This is a genomic window from Streptomyces sp. NPDC001606 (genome assembly GCF_053596835.1).
The window spans coordinates 248619-270135 of the sequence record NZ_JBSFHC010000001.1 but is presented as its reverse complement, the minus strand read 5'-3'; the positions used below and the strand labels follow the sequence as shown (position 1 = coordinate 270135).

The following is a 21517-nucleotide window of genomic DNA, read 5'->3' as shown; positions in this document are numbered from 1 at the left end:
CCCGTTCGGGGGGCGGTTCGGCTTGCCGTGCCCTTCTCGCCAGGGACCGGCCGGATGATGCCGTGCATGCCGCGGCACCGGGCCGGGGCCCGGCGACGCCGAGGCGAACAGCGGACGCCGGGACACGGCCAGAATTGCATCTCTCGTTTTCTTGAACCACTCGTGTTTATGAGGGTAGGTTCGGCCCCATGACCGCCTCCCCGACCCCGACCACCGCCGAGGAACTCCGCGGTGCCGGCCTGCGCGTGACGGCAGCCCGCGTCGCGCTGCTGGAGACCGTCCGGGACGGCGACCACCTCGGCGTCGAGGCGATCGCTTCCGGGGTCCGCGACCGCGTAGGCCACATCTCCCTGCAAGCCGTCTACGAAGCGCTGCACGCCCTCACCGCGGCGGGTCTGGTCCGCCGGATCGAGCCGGCCGGGCACCCGGCCCGGTTCGAGGGGCGTGTGGGCGACAACCACCACCACGTCGTCTGCCGGTCCTGCGGTGCTGTCGCCGACGTCGACTGCGCGGTCGGTGACGCGCCCTGCCTGAACGCCTCCGACGACCGCGGCTTCTCCATCGACGAGGCCGAGGTCGTCTACTGGGGCCTGTGCCCCGACTGTTCCACTGGCCGCAGTTCCTGAGCACCGAGTTCCGCACAGTTCGGAAGGATTGCCATGACTGAGAACCACGACGCGATCGTCACAGACGCCAAGTCGGAAGGGGCGAGCGGCGGTTGCCCCGTCGCCCATGAGCGGGCGCTGCACCCGACCCAGGGCGGCGGCAACCGCCAGTGGTGGCCGGAGCGGCTCAACCTGAAGATTCTCAGCCCGAACCCGCCGGCGACCAACCCGCTGGGCGAGGAATTCGACTACGCCGAGGCCTTCCAGAGCCTCGACCTCGCGGCGCTGAAGCAGGACATCGCCGAGGTGCTCACGACGTCGCAGGACTGGTGGCCGGCCGACTTCGGCAACTACGGCCCGCTGATGATCCGGATGGCCTGGCACAGCGCGGGCACCTACCGCATCAGCGACGGCCGCGGCGGCGCCGGTTCCGGCCAGCAGCGCTTCGCCCCCCTCAACAGCTGGCCGGACAACGTCAACCTGGACAAGGCCCGCCGTCTGCTGTGGCCGGTGAAGAAGAAGTACGGCCAGAAGATCTCCTGGGCCGACCTCATGATCCTCGCCGGTAACGTCGCCCTGGAATCCATGGGCTTCACCACCTTCGGCTTCGGCGGCGGCCGCGAGGACGTCTGGGAGGCCGAGGAGGACGTCTACTGGGGTCCCGAGACCGCCTGGCTCGACGACAAGCGCTACACCGGCGACCGCGAGCTGGAGAACCCGCTCGGCGCCGTCCAGATGGGTCTGATCTACGTCAACCCCGAGGGCCCCAACGGCAACCCGGACCCGCTGGCCGCGGCCCGCGACATCCGTGAGACGTTCCGCCGGATGGCGATGGACGACGAGGAGACCGTCGCCCTGATCGCCGGCGGCCACACCTTCGGCAAGACCCACGGCGCCGGCCCCGCCGACCACGTCGGTCTCGACCCCGAGGCCGCCGGGATGGAGGAGCAGGGCCTCGGCTGGAACAGCACCTTCGGCACCGGCAAGGGCAAGGACGCCATCGGCTCCGGCCTGGAGGTCACCTGGACCACCACGCCGACCCAGTGGAGCAACAACTTCTTCGAGATCCTCTTCGGCTACGAGTGGGAGCTGACCGAGTCCCCGGCCGGTGCCAAGCAGTGGCGGCCGAAGGGCGGCGCGGGCGAGGGCACCGTGCCCGACGCCCACGACCCCTCGAAGAAGATCGCCCCGGGCATGCTCACCACCGACCTGGCGCTCCGCTTCGACCCGATCTACGAGCCGATCTCCCGCCGCTTCCTGGAGAACCCGCAGGAGTTCGCGGACGCCTTCGCCCGCGCCTGGTACAAGCTCACCCACCGCGACATGGGCCCGAAGGCGCTGTACCTCGGCCCGGAGGTCCCGGAGGAGACCCTGCTGTGGCAGGACCCGCTGCCGGAGCGCGAGGGCGAGCTGATCGACGAGGCCGACATCGCGGCCCTGAAGACCAAGCTGCTCGACTCGGGTCTCACCGTGTCCCAGCTGGTCTTCACCGCCTGGGCGTCCGCCTCCACCTTCCGCGGCAGCGACAAGCGCGGCGGCGCCAACGGCGCCCGCATCCGCCTCGCCCCGCAGCGCGGCTGGGAGGCGAACGACCCCGACCAGCTGGCCCAGGTGCTGCGTGTCCTGGAGGGCATCCAGCAGCAGTTCAACATTGGCGCCAAGAAGGTCTCCCTGGCCGACCTGATCGTCCTCGGCGGTGTGGCCGCGGTCGAGAAGGCCGCGAAGGAGGGCGGCTTCGAGGTGCGGGTGCCCTTCACCCCGGGCCGCGTCGACGCTGCTGAGGAGCACACCGACGTCGAGTCCTTCGATGCCCTGGAGCCGACCGCGGACGGCTTCCGCAACTACCTCGGCAAGGGCAACCGCCTGCCGGCCGAGTACCTGCTGGTCGACAAGGCGAACCTGCTGACGCTGAGCGCCCCCGAGATGACCGTGCTCGTCGGCGGTCTGCGCGTCCTCGGCGCCAACCACCAGGGCTCGCAGCTCGGTGTCCTCACCACGACCCCGGGCGTCCTCACCAACGACTTCTTCGTCAACCTGCTCGACATGGGTACGACGTGGATGTCGACCTCCGAGGACCAGACCACCTTCGAGGGCCGCGACGCCGTCACCGGCGAGCTGAAGTGGGCCGGCAGCCGCGCCGACCTGGTCTTCGGCTCGAACTCCGAGCTGCGCGCGCTCGCCGAGGTCTACGCCAGTGACGACGCGAAGGAGAAGTTCGTGCACGACTTCGTCGCCGCCTGGACCAAGGTCATGGAACTCGACCGGTTCGACCTGCGCTGACCCCCGCGCTCAGCAGATCCGGGGCCGCCCACCGGGCGGCCCCGGCCCGTCATACCCGCCCGCGGCGCACCGTGTCGACGGACTCCGCCGGGTCCCGGGGGAGTCCGTCACCGCGCCAGGCCACATGCCCGTCCGGGCGGACCAGCACGAAGGGGCGTTCGGAGAGCCGCGAGAGTTCGAAGTCCCCGGAGGCTGGAGGGGCCATCCGGCCCTGGCCCTTGGGCCCGGCGACCGGGGAGGATCCCTGGGACATCCGAACGCGACGACATGGGAGCGACCGATGGCGGACCGTGAGCAGGCCGGCCCCGACACCCCGATCCGGGTCTTCCTCCTGGACGACCACGAAGTGGTACGGCGCGGGGTGCACGACCTGCTGAACGACGAACCGGACATCACCGTGGTCGGCGAGGCGGCCAACGTCGAACAGGCCCTGGTCCGGGTGCCCGCCCTCCGCCCCGACGTCGCTGTCCTCGACGTACGGCTGCCGGACGGCGACGGGGTGACCGTCTGCCGGGAACTGCGCTCGCGCATGCCGGACCTGGCGTGCCTGATGCTGACCTCGTTCGACGACGAGGAGGCACTGCTGGACTCGGTGATGGCCGGTGCGTCCGGATACGTCCTCAAGCAGATCCGGGGCTCCGACCTGGTCTCCGCGGTCCGCACGGTGGCCGGTGGCCAGTCGCTGCTGGACCCGAGCGCCACCACCCGGCTGATGGCTCGGCTGCGCGGGGATCGGCAGGAGGACGAGGAATCGGACGCCCTGCCGGGCCTGACCGAGCGGGAGCGGGAGATCCTGGCGCTGATCGGCGAGGGGCTCACCAACCGGCAGATCGGCCTGCGTCTCTACCTCGCCGAGAAGACGGTCAAGAACCACATCTCGCGGCTGCTGGCGAAGCTGGGGGTGGAACGGCGCGTCCAGGCCGCGGTCATCGCCACCCAGGCCCAGGACCGTGTACGGGCCGCGCGCCGCTGAGGCTCCGCGACCACGGCGCCGTCGACGGCCCGCACCAACTCCGAGCCGGCCGAGGTGCGCACAGCACGGCCGAGTCCACAGCCAAGCAGAAGTTCACCGGCAGCACCGCCGGCAGCGGCCATCGTCTCCACCGCCACCCGACCGGCGGCCTCGGCCGTTCGCAGCCAGGTGAAGTCGCCGTCCCCGGCGGAGAAGTGGCCGTACCCCCGGAGTGTCCAGACGTCTTCCGGTCGGCCCTCGTGGGCTGCCGTGTTCCCGTATCGTCCCTGTGTCGGCTCGTCCCGTCCCGCTGTCGGCCGGCGCCACGGCGGATCCGCGGGACGGCTGGAGGACACGGTTCGGGGGGCTTGGAGGATCGGGAGTGGAACGCTCCGACGCGGGCGGGGCCAGGCTGCGGCTGCCGCAGCTGAGGCTGGACGAGCTGCTGGAGGAGCTGCAAGCCCGGCTCGACGCGGCCCGGGACACCCAGGACCGGGTGCACAGCCTGCTGGAGGCGGTGCTCTCCGTCGGCCGCGAACTGGACCTGGAACAGGCCCTGCACTCCATCGTGGAGGCCGCGGCCACCCTGGTCGACGCCGAGTACGCGGCGCTCGGGGTGATCGGCTCCGACGGCAGACGGCTGGCCGCCTTCCACACCGTCGGCGTCGGTGAGGAGGAGATCGCCCGGATCGGCCCGTACCCGGAGGGCCATGGCATCCTCGGCGAGCTGATCCGCCACCCCCAGCCGCTGCGCCTGGCCAAACTGTCCGATCACGCCTCCTCCTACGGCTTCCCGCCCGGCCACCCGCCCATGAACACCTTCCTCGGGGTGCCCATCCGCGTCCGTGACCAGGTGTTCGGCAACCTGTACCTCACCGAGAAGCGCGGCGGCCGGCAGTTCGACGAGGACGACGAGTCGGTGCTGTCCACCCTGGCCGTCGCCGCCGGCGTGGCCATCGACAACGCCCGCCTGTACGAGGAGTCCCGGGTCCGCGAGCGCTGGCTGGCGGCGAACGCCGAGATCGCCGGCAGCCTGATGTCCGGCGCCGCGCAGCACGAGGTCCTCGGGCTCATCGCCGAGCGCGCCCGGGACATCACCGGCGCCGCCCTCGCCACGCTCGCCATCCCCATGGAGGGCACCGACACCCTCGCCGTCGAGCTGTCCATCGGCCAGGGTGCCGAGGTGCACCGGGGTCTCGTACTGCCCCGGGAAGGCTCGCTCAGCGGCGAGGCCTTCGCCCGGGGCGAGCCGGTGCGCAGCCTCGACATCGGCCACGACGAGCGGTTCGCGGCGGGTCCGCGCTTCACCGGCCTCGGGCCCGCCGTGGCCGTCCCCATCGGCCTCGGCGACAGCGTCCGGGGGGTGGTGCTGCTGGCCCGCGAGCCCAACACCTTCGACTTCTCCGACCAGGAGACCGGGCGGCTCCAGGCGTTCGCCGCGCAGGCCGCCGTCGCCATGGAACTGGCCGAACGCCGGCGCGACGCCGAGCAGATCGCGCTGCTGGAGGACCGCGACCGCATCGCCCGCGATCTGCACGACCTCGCCATCCAACGGCTGTTCGCGACCGGTATGACCTTGCAGAGCGCGGGCCGGTTCATCGAGCACCAGGAGGCGTCCGACCGGGTGCTGCGGGCCGTGGACGACCTGGACGAGACCATCAAGATCATCCGGTCGACGATCTTCGGCCTGCGTGCCCGGGACGGAGACCGGGCCCCCGGGCTGCGCGCCCGCGTGGTCCGGACGGCCCGGGGGACCGCCCCCGTGCTGGGCTTCACCCCCAGCGTGCGGATGGAGGGCCTGCTCGACACCCATGTGCCCCAGGAGGTCGCCGACCATGTGCTGGCGGTGCTGTCCGAGTCCCTCACCAACGTCGCCCGGCACGCCCGGGCCGGCCGCGCCGACGTGGTGCTGGAGACCGACGGCCGGGAGGTCCGCCTCACCGTCACCGACGACGGCGTCGGCATCCCCGCCGAGGGCCGGCGCAGCGGCCTCGCCAACATGGCCGAGCGGGCGCGCAAGCTCGGCGGCGACCTGGAGTGGAGCACCCCCGAGGGCGGCGGGACCCGGCTGCTGTGGCATGCACCGCTCCAGCCGGTGACGGGCTCCCCGGCGGACTGACACCGGCCCGCGGCGCGTCGACGCCCTACGACAAGGTCCGCTGCCGGGGTGGCCCTCCGGACAGCGAGAGGCGCGTGCGTCGCAGCCCGCGGAGCGCCATGAGGTGCCGCAGGCAGGAATCAGTCGGTATCGAGGCCGTCGATCAGACGGTTGAGGAACCGGGTGAAGGTGGCGTCGGGGGTGAGGGGGCGTCCGGGAGCGGAAAGGGCTTCGGCGAGTTCCGGGTGGCGGCCGTCGGCGGCGACAGCGGCCAGGTAGCGGGCCTCGGCTGCGGCTCGGTCCGGTGATCGTGAAACTGCGGCCTGCGCGATCTCATGGGCAACGTGACCGGCCACGAATGCGGTGATCTGGGCGAACACCTCCAGCTTCGCCGCACCGTCCAGCCCGGTGGGCCGCAGGATGGCGAGTACGTGTTCCAGGAAGGCCAGCGTGTTGGGGCCCGGGACGCGACGGGTGGACAGGGCGACGGGCAGCCAAGGGTGGCGCAGCATGTGGGCGCGCTGTAGCCGGGCCACGGTCTTCAGATCGGCACGCCAGTCACCGCTGGGTGGGTCCGTGACCGTGAGTTCGCCGCTGACGTGGTCGACCATCAGTTCCAGCAGCGTCTCCTTGTCAGGGGCGTAGCTGTAGAGCGACATGACGCCCGCCCCCACCTCGGCGGCCACCCGGCGCATGGTGACCGCGTCGAGTCCTTCCGAGTCCGCCAGAGTGACGGCCGCGGCGGTGATCGTCTCCCGGCTGAAGGAGGGCCTGCGGCCCCTGCGGGGCTCGGCGGGACGAAGCCAGAGCTGTTCGGGATCGAAGCTCCCGGCACCGGACTTTCCGTCACTGGACACGACGTCGCACTCCTTCCCCAGGTTGTCGAGGTGGCTCTTGCCAAGGTCATCCAAGCATCCTCTATTCTCGTACAGCGTACGGAAATAGAGGAGTGGAACGATGCCATCACGCATGCCCGACGCCGTAGCCAGGCCGGCCTGGGTGCCACCCGCCGGAAAACCGCCGCTGTCCTCCCGCATGATGAGGGCGACCTGGCGAGGTCTGCCGGAGAAACGGCACGAGGTCGGTTGGGAGCCGGGGCTGGTGGTGCCGGCCGCCGACGGCAGCCCGTTGATCACTGACCACTACTTCCCGCGCGCCCAGGGCGACTTCCCCACCCTCCTGGTCCGCTCGCCCTACGGCCGAGGTCTGCCGTGGTCACCCCAGTACGGCCTGCTCTTCGCCGAACAGGGCTTCCATGTGATCCTTCAGAGCTGCCGCGGCACCGGAGGTTCGGGCGGCATGTTCGATCTGTGGCGCAACGAGGCCGCCGACGGCCAGGCCACGGTGTCCTGGCTGCGCGAGCAACCCTGGTTCAACGGAACACTGGGGACCGTCGGCCCCAGTTACCTGGGCTATGTGCAATGGGCCCTGGCTTCCGACCCGCCGCCGGAACTGAAGGCGATGGTGGTGCAGGTAGGGCTGCACGATCCCTACGCCCTGTTCCACGCAGACGGTGTGCTGCGCCTGGAGAACGCCCTCGCCGTGGGCGTGGGCTTGAACTACCAGCACCAGGGCATGGCACCGTTCCTCAAGGCGACGCTGCGCCTCCAGCGCCGCCTGCGCGACGCCATCACCGCCCAGCCCCTGCGGGGGGCGTACGTGTCAGCCCTCGGCAGCGAACTTCCCTGGCTGGACGACGTGATGACACACCCGGACGCCAAGGACGCCTACTGGCACGGCGCGTCCTTGGCGGAGTCGGCGCGGCGGCTGCGGGTGCCCACGGCTCTGATCACCGGGTGGTACGACGCACTGGTCGACCAGACCTTCGAGCAGTACGACCGGCTCCGCCAGGCCGGATGTGAGACCGCCCTGCTCGTCGGTCCCTGGACCCACACTTCCGCCCTCCAGCAAGGATGGCCCGAGGTGTTCGCCGAGAGCCTCGCGTGGCTGCGCGCCCACCTGTACGCCGATCCCTCCGGCCTGCGTCCCACCGCGGTGCGTGTGCACCTCGGCGGCGAAAACGCCTGGCGGGACCTCGACGACTGGCCGCCGGCCGCGGCTGCCACCTCGTGGTACCCCGTCCCCGGCGGGCATCTCACCCAGCAGGCCCCCACGGACTCCGCACCCGTGGCAGCGTTCCGCTACGACCCGGCCGACCCCACCCCCTCCCTGGGCGGCCCGCTGCTCTCCCGCACCGCCGGTCCCCGGGACAACGCCACCCTGGAGGCCCGGGACGACGTCCTGACCTTCACCGGCCCACCACTGACCGAGCCCATGGACATCCTGGGGCCCGTCTCGGCACGGCTGAGCATCTCCACGGACACGGGACACGCCGATGTCTTCACCCGCCTGTGCGACGTGGACCCACAAGGCCGCTCCGTCAACGTCTGTGACGGGTTCGGCCGGCTGCGGACGGCCGGACAGACGCCGTCGGAGGTCGTCGTGCCGATGAGCTCCACCGCCCACCGCTTCCCCGTCGGCCACCGCATACGCTGGCAGATCAGCGGAGGCGCCCACCCACGCTACGCCCGCAATCCCGGCACCGGTGAGTCGCAGGTGGACGCCACCACCTTCACACCCGTGCGCATCACGCTCCACACGCACTCGACACTGGTGCTTCCCAGCAGCTCTGGTCTCACATAATTCACCGGCTCTCCGGGGAACAGCCGACGAGCCGGGCCGTCCGGCCCGGCTCGCGGCCGTACGGTCCGAACGGCTCGCGGAGGGGCCGGACCGGCCCATGAGAACGAGCCCGCGCACATGCGAGGGTGGGACCGTGTTCCGCGCCGCACCCTGCCCGCGACCCGCCGACGGCCCCGCCCGCGGGCCCGGGCGGCGGCGCTCCACCGCAGCCGCCGGGCGGCACCGGCCACCCGGCGAGGAGTGAACGACCATGGCCGAACGCACCCCGCCCCCGCACCAGCAGAGCCCACCGCAAGATCAGCCGGCGCACGAAGACGCACTCCACCAGGACCCGCTGGACCCCGCGGCCCCGCAGCCGCCGGGCGACCTCGGCCGCCGGATCCGGCGCCGCCGCACCGAGCTGGGCCTCAGCCGGGACGAGCTCGCGTTCCGCGCCGGCATGGCCGAGGCCTACGTCGCCCACCTGGAGGAACACAGCACCGCAGCGCCGGACGCCGGCACCCTGCTGCGGCTCGCCGGCGCCCTGCGCACCAGCCCCGCCGACCTCGCCGGCGGACACACCAGCCTGCCCGCCGGCATCGGACAGGCCGCCCGCTACGCCCGCCTCGGCGAACTGGACGAGCAGGAGTGCAGGGAACTGCTGGCGACCCATGGCGTGGGCCGCGTCTCCGTGAGCACCGAGGGCGCGCCGGTCGTCGTACCCGTCAACTACAGCGTCGTGGACGGCGCGATCGTCTTCCGCACCAGCCCCGGCTCGGTCACCACCCGGGGACTGGGCCACGAGGTCGCCTTCGAGGTCGACCGGGTCGACGACGCGCTCAGTCAGGGCTGGAGCGTGCTGGTACGCGGCACCGCCCGAGCCGTGACCGACCCGGCCGAGACCCGTCGCCTCGCCGAGCACGCCTACAGCACCCCGTGGGCCGGCGGCGAGCGCGATCTCTGGGTGCGCATCGAGCCGAGCGCGCTCACCGGCCGCCGTATCGACGTGTGGTGACCCCCCGGACCCCGCCCCTCCGCCTCTCGTCACCCGCGCGGTCCTACGGCATTACACGGGGTTCACGACGCCGACGACCCCCTCCAGCCGCCACACCGCCCGGGCCAGCGCGCCGCGCAGCTCGGCGTCGCCTTTCCCGCCCCTCAGGGTCACCACCCCGTCCCGCACGGAGACCGTGACGGCGTCCGGCGGCAGGCCCAGCTCGCTGACGAGGATGCCTTCCGTCACCTGGCGCAGGATGTCGTCGTCGCTGCGCAGGAACACCCGCAGCAGATCGCGCCGGGTGACGATACCGATGAGCCGGTCCTCCTCGTCCACCACCGGCAGCCGCTCGACGCCCCGCCGCTCCATCAGCCGGGCCGCGTCCGGGACGGCCTGCTCGGGATGGACGGTGACGGCGGGCGACGACATCAGGTCCCGTGCCGCGAGGGCACGCCGCCCGGACGCCTCGCCCCGGACGGCCCAGTCGCGCGCCAGATCGGAGCCGGAGACCACTCCGAGCACCTTGTCGTCGCGATCGACGACCGGCACCCCGCTGATCCCGTGCCGTTCGAGCAACCGGACCACCCGTGTGGCGGGTGTGCCGCCCAAGGCCGTGACGACCTCGTCGGTCATGACCTCGCCGACGGTGCTGTACGCCACGGCTCCTCCTCCTTCCGTGGTGCGGGGCCGGCGGACGGGCAGTCATCCGGTCGCTCCTTCGAACGGTTCCGTCCCACGTCTCCAGCCTGCCGTGCCCGCCGCCCCGCGCCCGAGGGCCGGGCGCCCCCGCCCGCGGGGCCGTTGGTCCTGCGCCCGCACCGCCGTTCCCGTGCCTCCCGCTGGGCCGAAGAGACCCGCACCGGGACCGCCCGGCCCCTGGGCGCGCCACCGCGCCGGGAGGAGGCTCGACGTGGAGGCCCGGACGAGGGAGGGACAGTCATGGGGCGGTACATCGCGGCGGGAGTCGACGGATCCCCGCAGGCCCTCGCGGCCGCACACCGGGCCGAGCAGCTGCTCCAGGAAACGGTCGGCCATGTGCGCGCCGCGCGCCCCGCGCCGACCGGCGCGCCCGTCACCGCGCTGCTCGCGGCGGCCGCCGACGCCGACACGCTGATACTGGGCTGGCTCGGGCTCGGCCGGACGGCCGGGCGCGTCACCGGCTCGGTCACGCTGCCCGGAGTGGGCCGCGCCCCCTGTCCGCTCGTCCTGGGACGGGCCGGCCGGACCGCCGCCGATGAGCGTCTGGCGGCGGTCGACGGCGTGGCGCCGGAGGCGATTCCGCGGATCCCGTACCGCGCCCTCGACTCTGCCCGGCGACGCACCGGCGGCGTCGCACCGGCCGTGCCCGCCACGGAGGCGTTTGACGGCGCGGTGTTGCGGCCCTGGTACGCGAGGTACCCGGAGGTGTCCGTCAGCCGGACCGGCCCGCGCCTACGGCCGGTGGCTCCCCCCGTCATCCACCCCGCCCGTTGCCCGCACGCCTGAGCCCCCCGCCGCACCCACCCGAAGGACACGGTCCCATGCGTATCGTCATCGCCCTCGGCGGCAACGCCCTGCTCCGCAGGGCCGAGTGCCCGGGTCCGGACGTGCTGCGGGCCAACGCCCTGCGGGTGGCCACCGCGCTCGCCCCGCTGGCCCACGAGCACGATCTCGTGCTCACCCACCCCGAACTCCCCGACGCGGGCGGCCCGCTCCCACTGGACCTCTCCGTCGCGCAGGCGCAGGGGGTGATCGGCTCGCTGCTGGCCCGTGCGCTGCGGGACGCGCTGCCCGGCCGCCGGATCGCCGCGCTGGTCACCCACACCCTGGTCCGGGCCGCCGGCCCCGCCTGCGCGCCGGAGCGCATCCTGGAGACGGCCACGGTCCGGGAACTCCTCGCGAGCGGCACCCTGGTGATCTGCTCGGGCGGTGGCGGCATACCGGTGACCGCCGGTGGCGGCCTGCTGGAGGGGACCGCGCCGGAGGCCGACAAGGACCTGGCAGCGGCCCTGCTCGCCGAGGACATCGGGGCCGACTTCCTGCTGATCCTCACCGACGTCCCGCACGTCTACACCCGCTACGGCACCCGCGACCAGCGGCCCGTCCTCGAGGCCACACCCGCCGAGCTGCGCGACGGCCGGTACCCGGCGGACTCCATGGGACCGAAGGCGGAGGCGGCGGCACGGTTCGTGGAGCGTACGACGGGACTGGCGGCCATCGGCTGCCTCGACGCGGCCTACCAGATCGTCCACGGCCGGTCCGGCACCCTGGTCCGCCCCGAGCTGTCCGTCGGCTGAGTGCCGGGCTGTACGAGTTTCCCAGTACCGCCAGTAACATGATCACCTTGTCTCTGGGTGTACCTGTCAATGAAATCCGCGCCGTCCCTGGACGCGCCCTGCCCGGAGAAATCCATGTCTTCTGTCGACGACGCGCTGGAGAACGCGCGCCTCACCTACGAGCAGCACCTGCACACGTGCCGTCAGTGCCACGCCCACGCCGTGCCCTGTGCCGTGGCGAAGCACCTGCTGCGGCTGTACAACCTGGCCCGCCGGGACCGGATGCGCGGCACCGGACCGGGCGCCGCACAGGCCTGACGGACTCCGCCTGACGGACTCCGCCTGTCGGACTCAGCTTCCGTACAGCTCCCCGGTGTTGGGGTGCGGCGGCGGGGCGTGCCGGGCCGCCGGGCCCCGTGCGAACACGCCGAGCAGGTTCTCCGTGGTGCGGGTGACGAAGGCGCGGGTGCGGGCGTCCATGCCGTGGTCCCGGCCGAGTTCGCCGGTCCCCGCCACCAGCGCCTCCACCCAGCGCATGGTGCCGGTCGCGAAGACCCCGGCCCCGCCGGCGGTGGTGTAGTACGCCGAGTCGCTGTGGCTCGCCCGGCCGGCGCACACCAGCGGGGAGTGCGCGGTGATCTCCAGCGGACCCGGCGCCGGCATGCCCGGCACGACCCGGTCGTACTCCACCCCGACGAGATGCGCGAAGCCCTCCCCGGCGCGCACCCCGGTGCCCTCGTACAGCCAGTGGCCGGCCGCGTGCACCACATAGGGCGCGTCGACCGGATACCCCTCGTACAGCACGCCGGTGAGCGAGGACTCGGGGTCGGCCGCCGGCGGCAGCCGGTAGTCGGTGGTGACCAGCTCGGGCCGGGAGGCGTAGCAGGGGTCGGCGCGGTAGGAGGTCTTGTAGCACACCACCGTTCGGCCGTCCGCCTGCTCGCCGGGCTCGAGCCGGACGCGGCGGAAGCAGGTGTTGGCACCGAGGAAGGCGACGTTCGTGCCCGCGTCCCGGGCGGCCGTGACGTGGGCACGCTGTTCCGGCGTCCAGTACTCGTCGTGCCCCAGGCAGACGACGGCGTGCGCGCCCCGCAGCACGGCGGGGTCCCGGTGCACGTCGACGCCCGTGCTGTAGGCCAGCGGAACTCCGAGCCGCTCGGCCAGCACCACCAGCGGCCGCTCGTACACCAGGAACTTCTCCGCCCCGTTTCCGTCGTACGGACGGTCGAAGCTGACCGCGAGGGACCGCGTGGCGTACGCGCCCGACGCGCCGGCGTACAGGCTGCTGCCGCCCCAGCGGTTGTACGCCTGCCAGGTGGCCGGGGCGTGCAGCAGGACCGTACGGCCCGTGCCGTCGGTGGAGCGGACGATCAGCGGCACGTACCGCTGGTGTCCGGTGTCCGTCTCCAGCCGTAGCAGATAGGCGCCCTCGGGCCAGCCGTCGGTGTCCACCGACAGGGTGGCCGGCCAGTCGGCGCGCACGGTGCGGGTGGCCGGCAGCACCAGGGGGGCGCTCTGTGCGCGGCCGGGTATGCGCCCCGAGGTCCAGATCCGGCGCGCCTGCCGGCCGCCGTACCAGCCGACGCGGAACGCGGAGACCCGGAAGGCGCCCGCGGTCGTCGACACATGCAGGGCGAACTCCTCGCCCGGGGTCACGCTGACCCGGTCCGTGTAGCCGGCCACCGCGTCCGGCGGACCGGTGCCGGCGAGCCGCCAGTCGGCGCTGCCCGGGGCCTCCCGCTCCGCCTCCGGCCTGAGCCGCCCCGGCTGGGCGTGGGCCGTGTACGTGCGGGTGCGTGTGAACGTGCAGGCGGCCGTGGTGAGCCCGGCCCCGGCGCACACGCCGAGGAAGCGGCGGCGGCCGAGACCGTCCGACGGGGGAGTTCCAGGTGCCGGAGCCACGTCACCTCCCAGGGGTGGATGCCTGCTCCAGCCTCCCGACGGGCCCGCGCTCCCCGCAACCCGCGCGGGGGGCCGGATCGGGGCGGGGGACCGGCGGACAGGCCCGTGCACCGGGCTCCCGGCCCTGCCGCCGTACGGGTGACACGCTGGCTGCCCGGCGCCGGGCCCCGTCGGGCGGCTGCCCGAGCCGGCTCGCTAGAAGGGCGGCCCGTCGAGGAGTTGGAGGAGCCACTGGGCGGTCTGTTCGGCGCCCGGCTCGGCGCCGGACGCGGTGGGGAACATCCGGCCCCAGGACGCGGCCCGGCCGAGGGCGCTCAGTCGCCAGGCGAGGCTCGCGGCACGCCGGAGGTCGGTCAGCGTGCGGCCGTCGCCGGTCCAGGGCTCCAGGTAGGCGTCGCGCAGCCGGGGCAGCACCTGCGGCCCGTAGCGGTCGCGGGCCCGCTCGGCGGTGACCCGCAGGCTGAGGAACGGGTGGGAGACGGCGGCGTCCCCCCAGTCGAAGAAGGTGAACCGCCCCGGCGCCGGGCGGAATAGCTGGCCGTCGTGCAGGTCGGCGTGGTCGAGGGTGTCCTCGACGCCGAGGGAGGCGAGTTCGGCACACCAGTCGGCGAGCCGGGGCCGCAGTCCCGTGAGCCGGGCGCGCTGTTCCGGGGAGAGGGCCGTGGCCCGGGCGAGCAGCGCGTCGAAGACACCGGGCAGACCGGTGGTCCGGGCGGCGGGGACGCCCAGCCGTTCCATCGCCCGGCCGTACGGGACGACGGCGCGCTGGAGGCTCGCGTACTGGCGCAGCAACTCCTCCCACGCGTCCGTGCCGACCGGCTCCCGGGCCAGCACGGCCCGGAACGGTTCGCCCCCGTCCGGCAGCAGCGACCAGCCGCGCCCGGCGTCGACGGCCAGCGGCTCCAGCACCTGGCCGGGCACCCAGCGGGCCAGCGCCGCGGTCAGCGGGCCCTCGAAGGCACTGGCCGGCGGATTCGCCTTGAACCAGACGGCGTCCCGCCCCGCGACCGGTGTCCGCACCAGCACCGACCACGGCCGCAACCGCACCTGCCGGGCGCTGTCCGCCCGCAGGCCGTGCTCGGCGAGACGGTCCCGGACCCAGCCGAGGGCCGAGGCCCGCCACTCCTCCCGCTCCCAGGGAGTCACGGCGTCCGGATAACCGCCCCGGTCCACCGCCGTCGTATCCGCGTGTTCCATCGGGCCATCCCAGCAGCCCGGCCCCCGGCCCGGCCAGCAGATTTCGGCGCCGGCCCCGCACCTGTGCCGCACACACGTGCGCCCCCGGAGAGGCTCCGGGGGCGCACGGGCGGTTCAGCCTCAGGCCTGCTGCCTGCGGCGCAGCGTCAGGTACGTACCCGTCGCGCCCGCGGCCAGCAGGGCGCCCGCACCGAGGCCCACCGGCAGCACCGGGAAGCCGGAGGAGTCGGTCGCGACGGCCGTGTTCTGCATCGCCGGGCCGGGGGTGATGTCGGTGGCGACCGGGGCGACGTGGTGGATCGGGCCGACGGAGCGCACCGAGCCGTCCGCCTTCAGCAGCACCTGCTTGTTGTTCGGGTGCCGGAAGTCGAACAGGCCCGCCAGGGAGCCGGCGGTCGCGTCGAAGGAGTGGTCGCCGATCCGGCCGGTGCGCCAGTTGTCCTCGATGAACCGGGTGATGGACGCCTGGTTCGTCAGGGCGTGGTCGACCTTGTTGACCTTGCTGTACGGCGAGATGACCAGCAGCGGCTGCCGGGTGCCGGGGCCGCAGCGGTCGGCGTAGCCGCCGGCCGCCTTCGGGCCGTGCTGGCAGGCCGGGCTGTCGATGGCCTTGCCGTTGGAGCCGGTCGAGGTGTCCGTGGAACCGTTGCGCGGGGCGACGTAGGCGTGGTCGTACCAGCCGTCGGAGTCGTCGTACGCGATCACGATCGCCGTCGACTTCCACTGCGGCGAGCTCTGGATCGCGTTGATCTGCCCGATCAGGAAGTGCTGCTCGTCGGTCGGGTCGGAGTAGGCCGCGTGACCGTCCTGGTAGGCGCCGGCCTTGACGAAGCTGACCGCCGGGAGCTTGCCTGCCTTCAGGGCGGCGGAGAAGTCCGTCAGGTCGTAGTTGTGGTTGGCCTGGCCGTTGTGGCCGATCTCCGAGACGCTCTTCGGCGGCAGGTGGTGCGGATTGGCCGTCGACTTGTAGTACGCGAACGGGTTGTGGTGCGGGCTGTAGTCCGTGACGGACGCGCCGCCCAGATTGGCGTGCGTGGCGTCGCACTTGGCGTAGTCGCCCTGCTTGCCGTCCCACGCGGTGGTCGGGCGGAAGCCGCCCTGGAACCAGCCCCAGCTCACCTTCCTGGCGTTGAGCAGGTCACCGATGTTCCTGCCCTGCAAGGACGCGAGCGCGTTGCTGCTGGTGTGGTCCTTGCCGGAGCAGTCGTCGTAGGCCGGGTCGGGGTCGTTGACGAGCGTGCCCACGCCGTGGGCGTCCGGGGACAGGACCGTGTAGGGGTCCGGGGTCGGGGTCTGCTTCGGGTTCTCGGTGCCCGTCTTCGGGTCCATGGAGACGACACCGTGCGTCTGGCCGGAGATCAGGTTCAGCGCGCCGGGGGTGGACGGGCCGTACACCGAGCTGTAGGAACGGTCGCTCATCGCGTAGTGCTGGGCGTAGTTCCACAGGGCGGTGACGGTGTTGCCGTCGTAGTAGTCCATGACCAGGCCGGGCTCGCCGAACAGGCCGCCGCTGCACTTGTCGACCTCGGTGTTCTGCACGAACTGGTCGGCCTTGCCGCCGTTGTAGGCGTACTGCTCCGGGCCGTAGGAGTGGTTCTGGTCGCAGGTCATCGCCTGCGCCGGGGACAGCCGCTTCGGCGTGTACTGGTTCGGGTTCTTCGTCAGCAGCCCGGCGTGCGCGAGGGTGTCGATGTTCTTCGGGGTGTTCTTCGCCGCCTTGAACGTCGTGCCGTCCGTGTTGGCGGCCTTCGGGTAGGTGGCGAAGTAGTGGTCGAAGGAGACGTTCTCGTCGTACAGCACGACAACGTGCTTGATGGGAGTGGCGGTCGAGGAGTGTCCGCCCGGCGTGCCGGCGGGCACCGCCGCCCAGCCGGGCGCGTTGCCGCCGAGCGCGGTGAGCGCGGCGGCTCCCGCGAGCGCGCCGAGAGTCCGCAGCGCGGCTCGTCTTCCTCTGCTGGCCATGGTGGTCTACCCCTTCGGACAGAACGTCTGTGCGTCGTACGAGCAGGGATGCTGCGCCCGCCGCAGGACGCGCCGGCGGAGCCATGATGGCCCGTGGGTGAACACCGAGTCAGGGATCCTGGGGCAAAACTTGACTCTGTGTTGACCCGTTCGGCCGTGGAGTTGTCCGGACAGGTTCAGGCGAGCAGCGCGCGCCCGTACCAGTCCGAGGCGTCCCGCACACCGGGCAGCGCGTAGAAGTAGCCGCCGCCGAACGGGGAGATGTAGTCCGTCAGCGGCTCACCGGCCAGTCGGTGCTGCACGGTCTCGAACTGCCGGACCAGGTCCTGCTGGTAACAGAGGAACAGCAGGCCCATGTCCAGGTTGCCGTTGGCGTCCATGCCCCGGTCGTAGTTGTAGGCGCGGCGCAGCAGCCGCTGGTCCGCGGTGGCCGGGGTGCGCGGGTTGGCCAGCCGCATATGGGCGTCCAGCGGGATGACGTCACCCTTGGGGTCGTCGGCGTACTTCGGTGTGTCGTGCTCGTGGTCGCCGTCCAGCGGCGCGCCCGACTCCTTCGCCCGGCCGAACATGCGCTCCTGCTCACTGAGCGAGACCCGGTCCCAGAACTCCACCAGCATCCGGATCAGCCGGACCACCTGGTAACTGCCGCCGACCGCCCACTCCGGCTCGCCCATGCCCCGGCCCACCCACACCAGCCGGTCCATCTCCCGGGCGCTGGTCGGGTCCGGGTTGGCGGTGCCGTCCTTGAACCCGAGCAGATTGCGCGGGGTGCCCGAGGGCCGGGGCGGGCTGCTGAAGCCGTCCAGCCGCCAGCGGACCTGGAGGCCGCCGCGGGTGTGCCGGGCGATGTCGCGCAGCGCGTGCAGGGTGGTGTCCGGGTCGTCGGCGTGCAGCTGGAGGCTGAGGTCGCCGTGGCACCACTCGGCCTTCAGATCGTCGTCGGGGAAGGCGGGCATGGCGGTCAGCCGCCGGGGTCTGCGGGCCGCGAGCCCGAACCGGTCGTCGAAGAGCGAAGCGCCGGCCCCCACGGTCACGGCCAGCCGGCCGCCGGGCACCTGCCCACCGAGGACGCCGGAGTCGGCGGGCGGGCCGGTGATGCCGACCGGGGACGGCGTACCGCCGGAGGTCAGGAAGCGGGCCCGCTCGGTGAGGGTGCGCAGCAGCTCGGCGAGGTCCGCGCGGCTCTCGGCGGTCACGTCCAGGGCGGCGAACACGCAGGTGCGGCGCGGGGCGGCGAGGGCGGAGGCCTGGTGCGGGCCGTGGAAGGGGGCCAGGGTGGCGGCCGGCGCGGAGGCCTCCGGCGCGGCGGGGGCGGCGGCACCGGTCGCGAGCCCGGCGCCGGCGAGGGCGGCACCGCGCAGGAAGCGGCGCCTGCCCAGGCCGTCGGCGGGGCCGTCATGGGGTACGCGGTTCACACGGTCCTCCGCGGGTCGCACAGGGTCGCCACCGACGCCAGTCGCTCCACCAGGCCGCCGAGGACCGCGTTCACGTCCTCCCGGCGGGCGCGGCCGAGCCGGTCCAGCGGGGTCCACCCCGCCGGGCCGTGGAACCCGTCGAGGGTGTGCCGGGCCCGGTCCAGTTCCTTGTGGAGCGCGGGCAGGCCGGCGTACCGGGTGGCCAGGACCGGCTCCAGCCGGGACAGCACCTCACGGGTGCCGTCCAGATTGGCCCGGGCGGTGGCCAGATTGCTGCCGCTGCCGTAGTCGGTGCGGCCGGTCAGCTCGAACTGCACGGTGTTCTCCAGGATCTCGTGTGCGCGCAGCCCCAGTTGGGCCGGGTCCATACGGGTCTGCGCCCAGCTGTCGCGCAGGGCGGTCACCGCCTGCACCAGCGCCGCCGCCGGGCCGCGCAGGCTCGCGGCCGACGCGCCGTGCCACAGCCCGTACTCGACGCGGTGGAAGCCGGTGAAGTCCTTGTCGCGCACCCCGCCGGGCAGGCCCGCGTCGGTGCCGTTGATCCGCCCGTCCGCGTCGCCGAAGGCGTCGTACGCCGCTCCCAGCCGCTCGTACTCCAGATGCGCCGGCAGCCACGCCGACCGCGCCGCCGCGAGATCGCCCCGGTCGACGGCCTGCCGGAGCCTCGTCGTCAGCCGGACCACCTCGGTGAGCCCGCCGCCGACCCACTTCTGGTAGGCGAGCGCCGGCGGGATCAGATCGTGCTGGCTGACCGGGGCCGCGCCCGGGCCGGGCCGTCCCGAGGCGATGCGCACGGTGGGGCCCGTGACGGCGTCGGCGTCGTCCGGCACGCACTCGAAGGCGTACGCGCCCTTGCCGAGCCGGACGGTCAACTGCCGGGTGGTACCCGGGCCGATGCCCTCCACCTCGCCGTACACCGTGTGGTCGGCCGGGTTCTCCAGATACACCTCGGCGGCGCCGTCGGAGGTGTTGTGCAGATCGAAGGTCCGCACCCCCGACTCGGGCCGGGTCCAGCCGCGGCCGCAGTGGCTCGGCGACACCTCCACCACGATGTGCCCCGACGGACCGGTGGCGGCCCGGCCGTGCCGCGGCCCGCCGGGCGAGAGGGCCGGCGACACGACCGCGAGCACCACGGCGAGGGCGACGAACACAGCGGGGGCCGTCCGGAGACGGGCCGACCGCGTGCCGAGGCGGGGCGACGGCATGGCGAGCCTTTCCGGACGACGTACGCAGCGGCCTCATCGTAGGCGCCCGCACAGAACCGAACAGCCGTACAGGGGCTCGGGTGGCCGAGAATTTCCCCGGGGTTCACCGGCCCGTTGGCCGCGGCCCTCGCTCAGCGCACCGGGTAACCGAACGCGTACCCCTGCTGCTTCAGCCAGGGCAGCAGGGTGCGCAGCGCCGCGACGGTCTGGGAGCGGTCGCCGCCCGCGTCGTGGAAGAGCAGCGTCGGCCCGTTGGCCAGCTCGCTCTTGACGGTGTTGATGATCGCGGCCGTGCCCGGTCGCGCGAAGTCCTTGGAGTCGACGTTCCAGCCCAGCGGGCGCATCCCGTGCGAGGCCGCCAGGTGCCGGCTGTACGGGGTGAAGGCGCCGCCCGGGGCCCGGTAGTACATCGGCGCCACGCCACCGGACGCCGTGGTGATCTGCCGCTCGGCGTCCAGGATCTGCTGCGACTGGTAGGCCTCGGACTTCTTGTCCATCGTCACGTCGTGCGACACCGTGTGGTCGCACAGCCGGTGCCCGGCCGCCACCACCTGCTTCACCAGGTCCGGGTGCGCCTGCGCCTGGGTGCCGACCATGCAGAACGTCGCCTTCACCCCGTTGTCCCGCAGCACCCGCAGCACCTGCGGCGTCCACAGCGGGTCCGGGCCGTCGTCGATGGTGATGTTGACCGCGTGCGCGCCCCCGTCGGAGGCGTGCACGATCGTCTCGGACACGGCCGCCTGCTTCGGCGCGCTCTGCCGGACCGACGCGTCGGGCGCGGCGGCCGCACGCCCGGGAGCGGAACCGCCCGGCTGCCCCGCCTGCGCGGTCCACACCGAGGTCGCGGCCGCCACCGCCGTGACTCCGATCGCTGCCGCGACCATCCGGCCGTACCATCCCCGCCCGCCGTGTCGCGCCATGTCCGCTCCGCCCCCTGTGTCGATGAGTCCTGGTCCGTCTGGCAGGACGAGCGGCGTCCCGGCGCCGGCTCACTCTGTTACCGATCGCGGACAATATCGCGGCGGTTCCGGGACAGCGCCGCCGACGGGGTACCCCGTCAGGGGTAACGACGGCCCCGGGCATGAGCACGAGGTGATCCTGATGGCGCCAGCACCGGCGGGCACATACGACGCGACCCCGGGGCCGCCGCGGCCCGAGGCCCTGACGAGGATCATGCTCAGACCGCTCGCCAGCAGCCTCCCCCTGGGCTTCTTCGCCTTCGGCACCGGCAGTGTGCTGCTGAGCGCGGCCCAGTTGCAGTGGGTGCCCCAGGACCAGACCACACCGCTGATGCTTCTGGTGCTGGCCTTCGTGGTGCCCCTGGAACTGCTCGCCGGGATCTTCGCGTTCCTGGCCCGCGACGGCGGCGCGGCCTGCGGGCTGTCCGTGCTGGCCTGCGCCTGGGCGGGCAGCGCGCTGGTCAGCCTGTCCGGACCGGTCGGACAGCGCAGCCCCGCCATGGCGGTGTTCCTGCTCACCGTGGCCCCGCTGATGCTGCTCCTGTGTGCCGCGTCGCTCCCCGGCAAACCCCTGTTCGGTCTCCTGCTGCTGACCGGGGCCTGCCGCTTCGTCCTGACCGGCGCGTACCAGGCCGGCGGCCCGGAAGTGCTGCGGTCCGCCGCCGGCTGGATCGGCACCGTCCTGGCCGCGTTCGCCCTGTACGGCGGCTTCGCCCTGCTCCTGGAGGACTCCGCGCAGCGCACGGTCCTGCCCCTGGGCCGCCGGGGCCGGGCGCGGACCTCCCTCCAGGGGGACCTCGGCCACCAGCTGGAGCGCACCGAGCGGGAGGCCGGCGTCCGACGGCAACTGTGACCCGAGCGCGGGAAAAACGGGCTGCCGCCCCCTGCGCGCAGCCGCTACCGTGCCCCTGGTCCAGGGCAGCCCCGACGTCGGCACCCTCCTCGCCATCGTCCGGCGGCTGCACCACGCCTGGCCGGACAGCGAGCCGGTGCCGGTCGACGGCACCGGCCACAACGCGGCCCCCCGGCCTGGCGGACGCCCTGATCGCGGCCACCGACCGGTACGCG

The 21517-nt window shown here is 73.2% G+C and carries 19 protein-coding genes; 10 read left to right on the top strand and 9 right to left on the bottom strand.

Going from position 1 to position 21517, the window contains the following annotated elements:
- Positions 1-188: 188 nt before the first annotated feature.
- Together ACWCV9_RS01295 and katG are read left to right on the top strand one after the other, a co-directional pair.
- On the top strand, positions 189-626 hold the full coding sequence (locus tag ACWCV9_RS01295) for a Fur family transcriptional regulator (RefSeq protein WP_450783548.1): 438 nt from the start codon (positions 189-191) through the stop codon (positions 624-626).
- Positions 627-659: 33 nt separating this feature from the next.
- Positions 660-2885 (top strand): catalase/peroxidase HPI, encoded by a 2226-nt coding sequence (gene katG / locus ACWCV9_RS01290; protein WP_450783546.1) that lies wholly within the window; start codon positions 660-662, stop codon positions 2883-2885.
- A 49-nt stretch (positions 2886-2934) separates the two neighbouring features.
- Here katG and ACWCV9_RS01285 read toward each other — a convergent pair whose 3' ends face one another.
- Positions 2935-3138 (bottom strand): aromatic-ring hydroxylase C-terminal domain-containing protein, encoded by a 204-nt coding sequence (locus ACWCV9_RS01285; RefSeq protein ID WP_450783545.1) that lies wholly within the window; start codon positions 3136-3138, stop codon positions 2935-2937.
- Positions 3139-3165: 27 nt separating this feature from the next.
- On the opposite strand from ACWCV9_RS01285, the gene ACWCV9_RS01280 reads away from it, so the two are divergent.
- Positions 3166-3858 carry a response regulator gene (locus ACWCV9_RS01280; RefSeq protein ID WP_450783544.1) on the top strand — a complete coding sequence of 231 codons (693 nt, stop codon included), beginning with the start codon at positions 3166-3168 and terminating at the stop codon, positions 3856-3858.
- 361 nt (positions 3859-4219) lie between these two features.
- Positions 4220-5956, top strand: coding sequence for a GAF domain-containing protein (locus ACWCV9_RS01275; protein ID WP_450783543.1), 1737 nt, complete (start codon positions 4220-4222; stop codon positions 5954-5956).
- A 119-nt stretch (positions 5957-6075) separates the two neighbouring features.
- Here the strand turns inward: ACWCV9_RS01275 and ACWCV9_RS01270 are convergent, their stop codons facing one another.
- Positions 6076-6792, bottom strand: coding sequence for a TetR/AcrR family transcriptional regulator (locus ACWCV9_RS01270; RefSeq protein ID WP_450783542.1), 717 nt, complete (start codon positions 6790-6792; stop codon positions 6076-6078).
- Positions 6793-6970: 178 nt separating this feature from the next.
- On the opposite strand from ACWCV9_RS01270, the gene ACWCV9_RS01265 reads away from it, so the two are divergent.
- Together ACWCV9_RS01265 and ACWCV9_RS01260 are read left to right on the top strand one after the other, a co-directional pair.
- A complete protein-coding gene (locus tag ACWCV9_RS01265) occupies positions 6971-8578 on the top strand; it encodes a CocE/NonD family hydrolase (protein WP_450784219.1) in 1608 nt (535 codons plus the stop codon).
- A gap of 250 nt (positions 8579-8828) precedes the next feature.
- Complete coding sequence (locus ACWCV9_RS01260; protein ID WP_450783540.1) at positions 8829-9572, top strand: helix-turn-helix domain-containing protein; 744 nt, start codon at positions 8829-8831, stop codon at positions 9570-9572.
- A 51-nt stretch (positions 9573-9623) separates the two neighbouring features.
- Here ACWCV9_RS01260 and ACWCV9_RS01255 read toward each other — a convergent pair whose 3' ends face one another.
- Complete coding sequence (locus ACWCV9_RS01255) at positions 9624-10214, bottom strand: CBS domain-containing protein (protein ID WP_450783539.1); 591 nt, start codon at positions 10212-10214, stop codon at positions 9624-9626.
- Between the two features lie 279 nt (positions 10215-10493).
- On the opposite strand from ACWCV9_RS01255, the gene ACWCV9_RS01250 reads away from it, so the two are divergent.
- From ACWCV9_RS01250 to ACWCV9_RS01240, 3 genes are all read left to right on the top strand, one after another.
- Entirely contained in the window at positions 10494-11039 is a 546-nt protein-coding gene (locus tag ACWCV9_RS01250) for a hypothetical protein (RefSeq protein WP_450783537.1), read from the top strand.
- A gap of 35 nt (positions 11040-11074) precedes the next feature.
- Complete coding sequence (locus ACWCV9_RS01245; protein WP_450783536.1) at positions 11075-11830, top strand: amino acid kinase family protein; 756 nt, start codon at positions 11075-11077, stop codon at positions 11828-11830.
- A 114-nt stretch (positions 11831-11944) separates the two neighbouring features.
- Positions 11945-12127 (top strand): hypothetical protein, encoded by a 183-nt coding sequence (locus ACWCV9_RS01240; protein WP_450783535.1) that lies wholly within the window; start codon positions 11945-11947, stop codon positions 12125-12127.
- Between the two features lie 33 nt (positions 12128-12160).
- Here the strand turns inward: ACWCV9_RS01240 and ACWCV9_RS01235 are convergent, their stop codons facing one another.
- From ACWCV9_RS01235 to ACWCV9_RS01210, 6 genes are all read right to left on the bottom strand, one after another.
- Entirely contained in the window at positions 12161-13711 is a 1551-nt protein-coding gene (locus ACWCV9_RS01235) for a N,N-dimethylformamidase beta subunit family domain-containing protein (protein ID WP_450783534.1), read from the bottom strand.
- A 195-nt stretch (positions 13712-13906) separates the two neighbouring features.
- Positions 13907-14908 carry an aminoglycoside phosphotransferase family protein gene (locus tag ACWCV9_RS01230; protein ID WP_450783532.1) on the bottom strand — a complete coding sequence of 334 codons (1002 nt, stop codon included), beginning with the start codon at positions 14906-14908 and terminating at the stop codon, positions 13907-13909.
- Between the two features lie 120 nt (positions 14909-15028).
- Positions 15029-16870: a phospholipase C gene (locus ACWCV9_RS01225; RefSeq protein ID WP_450783531.1), complete on the bottom strand. Its 1842-nt coding sequence runs from the start codon at positions 16868-16870 to the stop codon at positions 15029-15031.
- A 176-nt stretch (positions 16871-17046) separates the two neighbouring features.
- Entirely contained in the window at positions 17047-18285 is a 1239-nt protein-coding gene (gene efeB, locus ACWCV9_RS01220) for an iron uptake transporter deferrochelatase/peroxidase subunit (RefSeq protein WP_450783530.1), read from the bottom strand.
- Positions 18282-19490, bottom strand: a complete 1209-nt coding sequence (locus ACWCV9_RS01215) for an EfeM/EfeO family lipoprotein (protein ID WP_450783529.1) — start codon at positions 19488-19490, stop codon at positions 18282-18284. The genes efeB and ACWCV9_RS01215 overlap by 4 nt, the downstream gene beginning before the upstream one ends.
- Positions 19491-19621: 131 nt before the next feature.
- Positions 19622-20410: a polysaccharide deacetylase family protein gene (locus ACWCV9_RS01210; protein WP_450783528.1), complete on the bottom strand. Its 789-nt coding sequence runs from the start codon at positions 20408-20410 to the stop codon at positions 19622-19624.
- Positions 20411-20591: 181 nt separating this feature from the next.
- On the opposite strand from ACWCV9_RS01210, the gene ACWCV9_RS01205 reads away from it, so the two are divergent.
- Entirely contained in the window at positions 20592-21302 is a 711-nt protein-coding gene (locus ACWCV9_RS01205; RefSeq protein ID WP_450783527.1) for a GPR1/FUN34/YaaH family transporter, read from the top strand.
- Positions 21303-21517: the final 215 nt, after the last annotated feature.

Coding starts and splice junctions, on each gene's coding strand:
- ACWCV9_RS01295 (WP_450783548.1), top strand. CDS start 189: ATGACCGCCTCCCCGACCCCGACCACCGCCGAGGAACTCCGCGGTGCC.
- katG (WP_450783546.1), top strand. CDS start 660: ATGACTGAGAACCACGACGCGATCGTCACAGACGCCAAGTCGGAAGGG.
- ACWCV9_RS01285 (WP_450783545.1), bottom strand. CDS start 3,138: ATGTCCCAGGGATCCTCCCCGGTCGCCGGGCCCAAGGGCCAGGGCCGG.
- ACWCV9_RS01280 (WP_450783544.1), top strand. CDS start 3,166: ATGGCGGACCGTGAGCAGGCCGGCCCCGACACCCCGATCCGGGTCTTC.
- ACWCV9_RS01265 (WP_450784219.1), top strand. CDS start 6,971: ATGATGAGGGCGACCTGGCGAGGTCTGCCGGAGAAACGGCACGAGGTC.
- ACWCV9_RS01260 (WP_450783540.1), top strand. CDS start 8,829: ATGGCCGAACGCACCCCGCCCCCGCACCAGCAGAGCCCACCGCAAGAT.
- ACWCV9_RS01250 (WP_450783537.1), top strand. CDS start 10,494: ATGGGGCGGTACATCGCGGCGGGAGTCGACGGATCCCCGCAGGCCCTC.
- ACWCV9_RS01245 (WP_450783536.1), top strand. CDS start 11,075: ATGCGTATCGTCATCGCCCTCGGCGGCAACGCCCTGCTCCGCAGGGCC.
- ACWCV9_RS01240 (WP_450783535.1), top strand. CDS start 11,945: ATGTCTTCTGTCGACGACGCGCTGGAGAACGCGCGCCTCACCTACGAG.
- ACWCV9_RS01230 (WP_450783532.1), bottom strand. CDS start 14,908: ATGGAACACGCGGATACGACGGCGGTGGACCGGGGCGGTTATCCGGAC.
- ACWCV9_RS01225 (WP_450783531.1), bottom strand. CDS start 16,870: ATGGCCAGCAGAGGAAGACGAGCCGCGCTGCGGACTCTCGGCGCGCTC.
- ACWCV9_RS01215 (WP_450783529.1), bottom strand. CDS start 19,490: ATGCCGTCGCCCCGCCTCGGCACGCGGTCGGCCCGTCTCCGGACGGCC.
- ACWCV9_RS01210 (WP_450783528.1), bottom strand. CDS start 20,410: ATGGCGCGACACGGCGGGCGGGGATGGTACGGCCGGATGGTCGCGGCA.
- ACWCV9_RS01205 (WP_450783527.1), top strand. CDS start 20,592: ATGGCGCCAGCACCGGCGGGCACATACGACGCGACCCCGGGGCCGCCG.